Source organism: Roseburia sp. MSJ-14 (assembly GCF_018918225.1).
GTDB lineage: Bacteria > Bacillota > Clostridia > Lachnospirales > Lachnospiraceae > Petralouisia.
In genome coordinates this window covers 1-9,953 of the sequence record NZ_JAHLQD010000034.1, presented here as the reverse complement: position 1 = coordinate 9,953, position 9,953 = coordinate 1, and the positions used below count along the sequence as shown (strand labels likewise).

Sequence of the window (9,953 nt, the reverse complement as noted above, 5' to 3'; positions counted from 1 at the left end):
TCATCTATTGCGCTATATTTCGTATAGCTTTGTTGGGCTCCTTGACAGGCGCCAGCCTGTCTGCGTCTCCCGTCGCGCTATCCGAAATATATCACTAATATCTGATTAAATCTTTTTATCAAGGATTAGTATCAAACCGATCCGCGGATCAAAGATTTTTTCATGAAAGGAGTGATCGCTCATGGGAGCTAATCAGAAGCTCAGAAGAAGAACCGTATGGCTGTTGATCATCGTATTGGCAGTCGGCTTCGGCGCGGTTATCACCCGACTGGCATATCTGCAGCTGGTACAGGGCGAAGAGCTCCAGAGAAGAGCGATCGAACAGCAGCTGGCGGATACCCCGATCTCCGCCAAGCGCGGTACGATATACGACACTAAGGGCAAGATCTTAGCGCAGTCCGCCTCCGTATGGCAGGTCGTTATGGCGCCTGCGTATTTTGACGACGGGGCAGAGGGCGACGAGCAGCGGTCTCTTGTCGCGTCGCGTCTTGCTTCTATCCTCGACTTAGATGAAGCGGAGCTTCTGGAGGAAACCAAGCAGAACACCTACTACGTGTCCGTCAAGCGCAAGGTCGAGAGCGAGCAAAAGGAGCAGATCATCGAGCTGCAAAAGGAGCTCGCCGAAAAGTACCAGAAATCCGGTATCATCTCCCTGCTCGACGACTACAAGCGCTACTATCCCTACAGCGACCTCGCGTCCTCGGTCATCGGCTTCACCGGTTCTGAGGATCAGGGCTTGTGGGGCGTCGAGTACCAGTACAACGACTACCTCTCGGGCACACCCGGCCGCATCATATCGGCACAGAACGGTATCCAGACGGAAATGCCCTTCGATTATAACCAGAACATCGGCGCGATCGACGGCAGCTCGGTGGTGCTCACCATCGACGAGACCGTCCAGAGTATCGTTGAAAAATACATGAAGCAGGGTATCATCGACAACCAAGTCCATGAGCGCGGCGTTTGTATCGTCATGAACGTCAACAACGGCGAGATCGTCGCGATGGCGTCCGTCAACGGCTTCGACCTCAATGACCCCTTCACCATTCTCCCCGATCAGAAAAAAGAGATCGAGGCGATCGACCTCGATTATCTGATCAAGCACGATTATTTCGAAGAGGACGAAGATCCCTACAAGCTCAGCGAAGAGAAAAAGAAAGAGCTGATCGAGCAGGCACAGAACGAGGCTGAGAGCGCCGCTCTCGCCCGCAACTGGCGCAACAAGGCGATCTCCGATACCTACTATCCCGGTTCGGTTTTCAAGATGGTCACCCTCTCGATGGCGCTACAGGAAGGCGTCGTCAACAAAGACAGCCGCTTCGGCTGTTCGGGTGCGTTCCAGCTTTATGAAGACACCATTCACTGCCATAACACCGCGGGTCACGGCACACAGACCTATCAGGAATGTCTGTGGAACTCCTGCAACCCCGGTTTCATTCAGATCGGCCAGCTGGTCGGCAAAACCAAATTCTGGGAGTATTACCAGGCGTTCGGCTTCTCCGATAAGACAGGTATCGACCTGCCCGGCGAATCCGAGGACCAGTTCTTTGTCCATGACGGCGTAGAGGGCAACATGCTCGATACCGACTTGGCGGTCGCGTCCTTCGGTCAGAACTTCTCCATCACTCCGATCCAGATGATCACGGCGGCGAGCGCTGTCGCGAACGGCGGCAAGATCGTCCAGCCTCACGTCGTCAAGCAGATTCTCGACAACGAGGGCAACGTCGTGAAGAACGCCTCCACTGAGACCAAGCGTCAGGTCATTTCCGAATCCGTCTCCGAAGAGATGCGCGGCATCATGGAAGAGAACTGTATCTCCGGTTCCGGTAAGAACGGCTACGTCGCGGGCTATCGTGTCGGCGGCAAGACCGGTACTTCCGAGAAGCTGATCGACGTCAACGACGACGGCGCCGATGACTATATCGCTTCCTTCTGCGGCTTCGCTCCCGCAAACAACCCGCAGTACGCGGCGCTGGTATTCTTTGACGCGCCGCTCGGCGGCAACTACTACGGCTCCGCGGTCGCGGCTCCTGTATTCGCCAGCATCATGAGCGAGGTTCTGCCTTATCTCGAGGTCGTCGCTCAGTATACCGACGAAGAAGCGAGCAATATCGATACGGCGGCAGGCGCGTACAGCGGCATGAGCGTTGATGACGCGGTAGCCGCGGCAGAGCGCGACGGCTTTACTGTCACGGTCAAGGGCGAAGGCTCTACAGTCGTGTCTCAGAATCCTGCGACAGGCGCTTCAATGCCGACAGGCGGCACCATCGTCCTGTATACGGATCAGAGCGGCACCGACGAAAAGGTAACGGTACCGAATCTGGTCGGCTTCAGCGTATCCGAGGTCAACGGCATCGCGTCCTCCTACGGACTGAACGTCAGCGTCACGGGTATGGTATCGTCCTCCGACAGTACCTCCACCACGCAGAGCGTACCCGAGGGCACCGAGGTCGCTCCCGGTACGGTCATCACCGTCACCTTCAGCGGCAGCGGTATCGCGGACTAATCAAATCATAGAGCTTGGGGCGGGGCTTCCCGCTTCGCGGCTCCTCTATCCATATAAGAGAATTCCAAAAATGAGGTGAAATAATGGAGACAGGTTTATGGGCATTCGGTGTGGCGGTCGTATCATTTGCCATCACCGCGATCATAGGTAGGTACCTGATACCTTTCCTCCACAAATTGAATTTCGGCCAGACGATCCTGGACATCGGTCCCAACTGGCATAAAAACAAGCAGGGTACTCCCACGATGGGCGGCATCATGTTCGTTATCGGTATCGTGATCGCGACCTCCGCGGGCGTTCTGCTCTACGCGATCGGTCACGGACTCGATTCCGTCAGCCGCTTTGTATTTGCGGGCTTGCTGTTCGCGTTGATGAACGGCGGTATCGGCTTCATCGACGACTATGTCAAGGTCGTCAAGAAGCGCAACCTCGGTCTGACCGCGATCCAGAAGCTGGTTCTGCAGTTTTTGGCGGCGGCGATATACCTCTTCGTCATGTATCTGTGCAAGGATAATACAGAGATCCTCATCCCCTTTGTCGGCTATGTCGATCTCGGCTTCTTCTACTATATCGTGATGGCTGTCGTGCTCGTCGGCATCGTGAACGCGGTGAACCTGACGGACGGCATCGACGGCCTTGCGGGCTCCGTTACCTTCTTTGCCTGCCTGTTCATGATGCTGATCGCCAACGTGCTTGGCAACCATGTCGCGAACGTCCTGTTTGCCGCGGCGGCAGCAGGCGGCTGTCTGGGCTTCCTGATCTGGAACTTCCACCCCGCCAAGTGCTTCATGGGCGACACAGGCTCGCTCTTCCTTGGCGCGATGGTCTGCGCGATCGCTTTGGCGATGGATATGCACCTATTGTTGATCCTGATCGCTCTGGTCTACCTGATCGAGATGTTCTCCGTTATGCTGCAGGTCACCTACTTCAAGCTCACCCACGGCAAGCGCCTGTTCAAGATGTCCCCGATCCACCATCATTTTGAGATGTGCGGCTGGTCGGAAATGAAGATCGTATGCGTTTTCTCCGCCTTCACCGCTCTGTGCGGACTCGGCGCGCTGCTCTTGGTGATCTTCGGATAGCCATAGGCTCCCTTTGGTAAAGGGAGCTCCCGCGACTCGGCGGGTGAGGGATTGCATAATTGATCGAGCGGCAGCGAGAATCCATATAAATCCATATACTTATTGGTTTGGTTGCTATACTCCGTTTATATGATCCCTCAGACTACTTTACAGAAAGGACTCGGCATATGTTGACAATCGAAAACACCTCGCGCCGCAGGGTGCGGGATTATGAGAGTGAGCGTCGTGCCTCGTCCAAAAAAGGCAGACGAAAAATCAACTTCTCACTGCTGAATATCGGTAAAGGTATCGATATTCCCTTCGTTCTTCTGATATTTGTACTGCTCGCCATCGGCATCACCATGATGTTCTCGGCGAGCTACCCTGTCGCTTACTATGAGATCGGCGACAGCTATTATTACTTAAAGCGTCAGCTGATCTTCGCGCTGATCGGACTGGTGGTCATGATCGCGGTCTCCTTCGTCGATTACCACTATTACCACCGTTTCGCCGCGATCATCTTAGGTATCAGCTACTTTGCGCTGGTGCTCGTGCTGGTGCTCCCGTCCCAGGAGGGCGGCGTTCACCGATGGATCGGCGTCGGTATGTTCGGTATCCAGGCGTCGGAGATCAGTAAATTCGCGATCATCCTCTTTATGGCGCATTGGGGCAGCCGATATTATGACCGCATGGATACGCTCAAATACGGCGTCCTCCCCGGCGCGGCTGTTTTCCTTTCCACCGCGTTTCTGTTGCTCTTTGAGCCGCATTACTCCTGTATCGTTATCATCGGTATCCTGACAGTCGTTATGATGTACGTTTCGGGCATCAAGATCAAGTGGCTTGCGATCGGCGCGGCGGTGCTCGCGGTGCTGATTCTTCTCCTCTGGGTCACCGGTATGCTGACCTACGCGATGGAGCGTATGGACGGCTGGGGTCAGGCGTTGTCCGACGACCTTGATCGCGATATGTGGAACAGCACATGGCAGACCAGAAACAGCCTCTACGCCATCGGTTCGGGCGGCTTGTTCGGACTGGGCTTGGGGCAGAGCCGACAAAAGTATCTATACCTACCCGAACCGCAGAACGACTTTATCTTTGCTATCGTCTGCGAGGAACTCGGGCTCGTCGGCGCGGTGCTGATATTGCTGATATTCGCCCTGCTCGTCTGGCGCGGCATCATCATTTCCCTGCGCGCGCGCGACCGTTTCGGCAAACTGCTCGGTATCGGTCTGACGACGCATATCGGACTACAGGTCGTACTGAATATATTGGTAATCACCGACTGGCTGCCCAATACGGGTATCTCCCTGCCGTTCTTCAGCTACGGCGGTTCCTCACTGCTGACGCTGATGTTTGAGATGGGCGTTATCCTCGCGGTATCCAGAACGTCGAATATTGAAAAAAGCTAAGAGAGTTAGGAATTAGGAGTTAGGAGTTAGGAGTTGATGGTGGGTTCTGCCCACACCCATTTGTAAGATAATAACATACGTATTATCAATTCAAAACGCTTCAGCGTTTCCCTAAACTTCTCACTCCTCACTTCTCACTCCTCACTAAATTAATCGGAGTTTTTTATGAAAGTATTACTCGCCGGCGGCGGTACCGCCGGACACATCAATCCCGCACTTGCGATCGCGGGCTACATCAAAGAAAAAGAGCCTGATACAGAGTTCCTGTTCATCGGCAACCGCGACGGTATGGAACAGCGCCTCGTCAAACAGGCGGGCTTTCCGATCAAATCCGTCGTCATCACAGGCTTCAAGCGCAGTCTGTCGCCGAAGAACACGGTACATAATGTCAAGACCGTGTACTATTCCTTTGAATCCCGCGCGAAAGCGAAGAAGATCATCAAGGAATTCGATCCCGATATCTGTATCGGTACCGGCGGCTACGTCAGCGGACCCGTTATCCTCGCCGCGTGCAACCTTGGTTACAAGGCGGTGATCCATGAGCAGAACGCCTATCCCGGCGTTACCAATAAAATGCTCGCGAAATCTGTCAACCGCGTCATGCTCGCCAACGAGGACGCAAAGGCTCGCTTCACGGACAAGGCTCATTTTGTCCTGACGGGCAACCCCATCCGTCCCGCGATCCTTTCTACCAAGCATGATGAAGCGAAGGCTCGCTTGGGTCTTGATGATTCCAGACCCGTGATCCTCTCCTTCGGCGGTTCTCTCGGCGCTGAATGTATCAACAAATCCATGGCGGAGCTGATAGCCCGTTCCGCTAAGGATAAGAAATATTATCATATCCACGCCTACGGTCAGCAGGGCACATGGATGCCCGATCTGCTGAAATCGAAGGGCGTTGACATCAAAAATTGCGACAACCTCGATATCCGTCAGTATATCGACAACATGAACGACTGCCTTGCCGCTTGCGATCTGGTAGTGTCCCGCGCGGGCGCGATCACCCTGTCCGAGATACAGGCAAAGGGCAGACCCGCGGTGCTGATCCCCTCTCCGTTTGTCGCGGAGAATCACCAGTACCACAACGCCATGTCCATGGTCAACAAAAAGGCGGCGAAGCTGATCGAGCAGGCTGACCTTTCGGGCGAGCTCCTGATCGAGACCGTCGACAGCATGCTGACCGATAAAAGCGTTCTGGAGGAATACCGCAGAAACGCCCAGAAAATGGCGATCACCGACGCCAACGAGCGTATCTATCAGACGGTGAAAGAGGTACTCGCAGAGTAAGAAAACCAGTCACAAAACCGACCGACCTTTCATAGTATAAAAGGCATAGAGTCTTTGAAAGGGTGTTGGGTGTGTCGGTATTTGTGGTAAACGGCGGGAGAAGATTATCAGGAGAGGTCGAGCCGCAGGGCTCCAAAAACAGCGCTTTGCCGATCTTGGCGGCGACGCTGCTGTGCCGCGGAGAGTGCGTCTTACATAACTGTCCGCGTCTGAGCGACGTGGAAGCGTCGCTCGCGATCCTGCGCTACATAGGCTGTACCGCTCGTCGCGAGGGCAGTACCGTGATCGTCGATACCGGCAGTGTGGAGCGCTTTGAGATCCCCTCTGAGCTGATGCACCGCATGCGTTCCTCGATCATCTTCCTCGGCGCGATGATCGCGCGCTTTGACAGGGTGCGCATGTCGTTCCCCGGCGGGTGCGAGTTAGGTCCCAGACCGATCGACCTGCATTTAAGCGCTTTACGAGAGATGGGCGTCGTGATCTGTGAAGAGCACGGTGAGCTTGATTGCTATGTCAGCGATGAACTGCACGGCGCGAATATCACCCTGCCGATCCCCTCTGTCGGCGCGACGGAGAATATCATGATCGCCGCGGCTTTAGCGAACGGCACGACCGTGATCAGTAACGCGGCGCGCGAGCCTGAGATCGTCGATCTGGCGGATTTTCTGAATTCCTGCGGCGCGCGTATCCACGGTGCGGGGGAGAGCTCCGTTGTGATCGAAGGCGTCGAGCGCCTGCATCCTACGATCCACGCGATGATCCCCGACCGTATCGTGACGGCGACGATGATGTCTGCCGCGGCGGTTACGGGTTCCGATATCACGATGAAGGGCGTGATCCCTTCGCACCTTGAGTCGGTGTTTCCCGTGTTTCGGGACAGCGGCTGTGAGATCAATATCAAAGGGAATACGGTCCGTATCGGCGCGCCTTACCGCTTACGCAGTCCTAAGCTGATCCGCACCATGCCGTATCCCGGCTTTCCTACCGACGCCCAGGCGCCTGTGATGAGCATGGCGGCTGTCGCGGATGGGATGACCGTATTTGTGGAAAACATGTTTTTGAGCCGTTACAGCCACGTCAGCGAGCTGTGCCGTCTCGGCGCGGATATCCGCGTAGAGGGCAAGGTCGCCGTAGTGGACGGCGTGAAAAAGCTGTTGTGCGCCGATGTCCGCGCGCAGGATCTGCGGGGAGCCGCCGCCTTGGTGGTCGCCGCCTTGTGCGCAAGAGGACAGAGCCAGATCAGCGGCATAGAATATCTCGAACGCGGCTATGAGGACTTTGAGCTGGTGCTCTCCTCATTGGGCGCTGATGTGAAGAAGATATAACCTAAATAAAGATAAAAGAAAGGAGGGGTAATATGGCGAAGAAATCCGACAAAAAGCGCAAAAGATCAAACCGCAATTCCGCGCGTGAAGAACTGCGCCGTCCGCGCCGACCGATAGAGCCTGCGTGGGACGAGGAAGAAGCGTACGACGATTTTGCCGAGAGATATACCGAAGAGATCGACTTCCGTAATTTTGAAGAGAATACGCCAAAGCGCAAGCCCTATAGACCCTCCGAGCCCGAGCGTGACGACCTTCCCTACGAGGAAGAGCCGAACGAGCGCAACACGCGCCGATTCGAGAAAAAGACCAAGAAGAAAAAGAAGAAGAAAAAGCGAAAGATCCTTCCGACCCGCCGACCCGTCGAACGGGTTCGGGACGATGAGGACATGCTCAACGAGTTTTCCGATGACACCAACGAGTTTTATACCGACGAGAGCATACACAGCAGGCGGCGCGAAGATCCCCGCGACGTGAAGAATGCGAAGAAGCAGGCAAAAAAGCAGGAAAAGCGCAAGCCCAAATCTCCGCTCCAGCGCAAGATCATCCGTTTCCTCAGCTACGGCGCGATCATCGCCGTCGTTTTGATCGTCGGCGTAGTGCTTTCGCTGACGGTGCTGTTCAAGACGCAGGCGTATGAAGTAACGGGCGTGACGCGCTATTCAGAGGAAGAGATCATTGACGCCTGCGGTATCAGCAAAGGCGAGAACATTTTCCTCGCGCCGAAATCCGCTGCAGAAAAGCGGTTGAAAAAGCAGTTCCCGTATGTGGAGGAAGCCAACGTCAGCTTCAAGATCCCTGATACCATCCGTATCGCGATCGAAGAAGCGGCGGAGGGCTATCTGATGAAGCTCAGCGGATCTGATTATCTCGTCATCAGCACCAAGGGACGTATCCTCAATCAGGTGACGGATACCTCCGCCTATGATCTGCCGATCTTTATCGGACCTACGCTGACCTCCGGCGCGATCGGCGACTACGTCAGCTATGAGGACGATACCGTCGTCGAGATGATCGAGAGCATCACCCAGACCTTTGCCGACAACGGCTATCAGGGCATCACCGAGATCGACGCCACCGATATGGCGAATATCTCCTTCACCTATGATAACCGCGTCAAGGTCAAGCTCGGTATCCCAGAGGATCTCGATTATAAGGTCCGCACCGCGATGACCATCATCAACGAGAATCTTGATAAAAACCAGACGGGCACCATCACGGGTATCCTTGACGTTTCCCGCTGTAACTCTACCAAGCGCTCCTACTTCAACGAGCAGGAGATCCGTCCCACCGAGGTCAAGCCCTCCGAAAAGCCCACCGAAGCGGTCGCGGGCGACAGCGGAACGGGCGATTATAACGGCGATTACAGCGCTGATTACAACAGCGATTACAGCGCCGACGGCTCGGCTGACGGCTACTATTCTGACGATTACAGCTGGTACGAAGGCGCCTACACCGACGATTCCTACGCCTATTATGGCGCATATGATGGTTATGGTTACTATGAATAAAGTGTAAACACAACCATTCCCTGTGAAAATTTATCAATTTTTTGAAAAATATTCAGAAAATGATTGAAATTATCACTGATATGTGTTAACTTATAATATGATAGAAGAAATATAATGCGTATGTATGCGTGAGCGTTTATGACCCTCACACATATGACAAGGAGGATATAAAATGGCTTTTGAATTGGAAAAGAATCCTGCCAGCGGTCTGCCGGTAATCAAAGTAATCGGTGTCGGCGGTGGCGGCGGTAATGCTGTCAACCGCATGATTAAAATGGATGTTAAGAACGTCGAGTTCATCGCCGTCAATACGGACGAGCATGTACTGCGTTTCTCTCAGGCTCAGGAAAAGATCCAGATCGGTGAGAAAGCTACTCGCGGCAAAGGCGCAGGCTCTATGCCCAGCGTCGGACAGGCTGCGGCGGAGGAGAACCGTGAGGAGATCGCGGCGATCCTGAAGGACACCGACATGGTATTTATCACCGCAGGTATGGGCGGCGGTACCGGTACAGGCGCGGCTCCCATCGTAGCGAAGATTGCGAAGGATATGGGTATTCTGACCGTAGCGGTCGTTACTAAGCCCTTTGCTTTTGAAGGCAAGAAGCGTATGGCTCAGGCTGAGCAGGGTATCGCGGAGCTTTCCGCTTGCGTAGACTCCCTGATCATCGTACCCAACGAGCGCTTAAAGCATATCGCCGACCAGACGATCACACTGCAGAACGCCTTCCTGATCGCCGACGACGTACTCCGTCAGGGCGTACAGAGCATTTCCGATCTGATCGTTGTTCCCGGTCTTGTCAACCTCGACTTTGCTGATGTTTCGGCTATCATGCGCCTGTCTCTTATACACATCT

The 9,953-nt window shown here is 54.6% G+C and carries 7 protein-coding genes; all 7 read left to right on the top strand.

Annotated features, from left to right (window positions below; all coding sequences use genetic code 11):
* Window positions 1-181: 181 nt before the first annotated feature.
* On the top strand, window positions 182-2,506 hold the full coding sequence (locus KQI83_RS12125) for a peptidoglycan D,D-transpeptidase FtsI family protein (RefSeq protein ID WP_216558396.1): 2,325 nt from the start codon (window positions 182-184) through the stop codon (window positions 2,504-2,506).
* An 83-nt stretch (window positions 2,507-2,589) separates the two neighbouring features.
* Entirely contained in the window at window positions 2,590-3,588 is a 999-nt protein-coding gene (gene mraY / locus KQI83_RS12120; RefSeq protein ID WP_216558393.1) for a phospho-N-acetylmuramoyl-pentapeptide-transferase, read from the top strand.
* Between the two features lie 167 nt (window positions 3,589-3,755).
* Entirely contained in the window at window positions 3,756-4,979 is a 1,224-nt protein-coding gene (locus tag KQI83_RS12115) for an FtsW/RodA/SpoVE family cell cycle protein (RefSeq protein WP_216558391.1), read from the top strand.
* A 165-nt stretch (window positions 4,980-5,144) separates the two neighbouring features.
* Window positions 5,145-6,266 (top strand): undecaprenyldiphospho-muramoylpentapeptide beta-N-acetylglucosaminyltransferase, encoded by a 1,122-nt coding sequence (murG, locus tag KQI83_RS12110; RefSeq protein WP_216558389.1) that lies wholly within the window; start codon window positions 5,145-5,147, stop codon window positions 6,264-6,266.
* Between the two features lie 71 nt (window positions 6,267-6,337).
* Complete coding sequence (gene murA / locus KQI83_RS12105; RefSeq protein ID WP_216558387.1) at window positions 6,338-7,591, top strand: UDP-N-acetylglucosamine 1-carboxyvinyltransferase; 1,254 nt, start codon at window positions 6,338-6,340, stop codon at window positions 7,589-7,591.
* Window positions 7,592-7,623: 32 nt separating this feature from the next.
* On the top strand, window positions 7,624-9,099 hold the full coding sequence (locus tag KQI83_RS12100; RefSeq protein ID WP_216558386.1) for a cell division protein FtsQ/DivIB: 1,476 nt from the start codon (window positions 7,624-7,626) through the stop codon (window positions 9,097-9,099).
* Between the two features lie 172 nt (window positions 9,100-9,271).
* On the top strand, window positions 9,272-9,953 hold a 682-nt coding region (gene ftsZ / locus KQI83_RS12095; protein ID WP_216558384.1), incomplete at its 3' end, for a cell division protein FtsZ.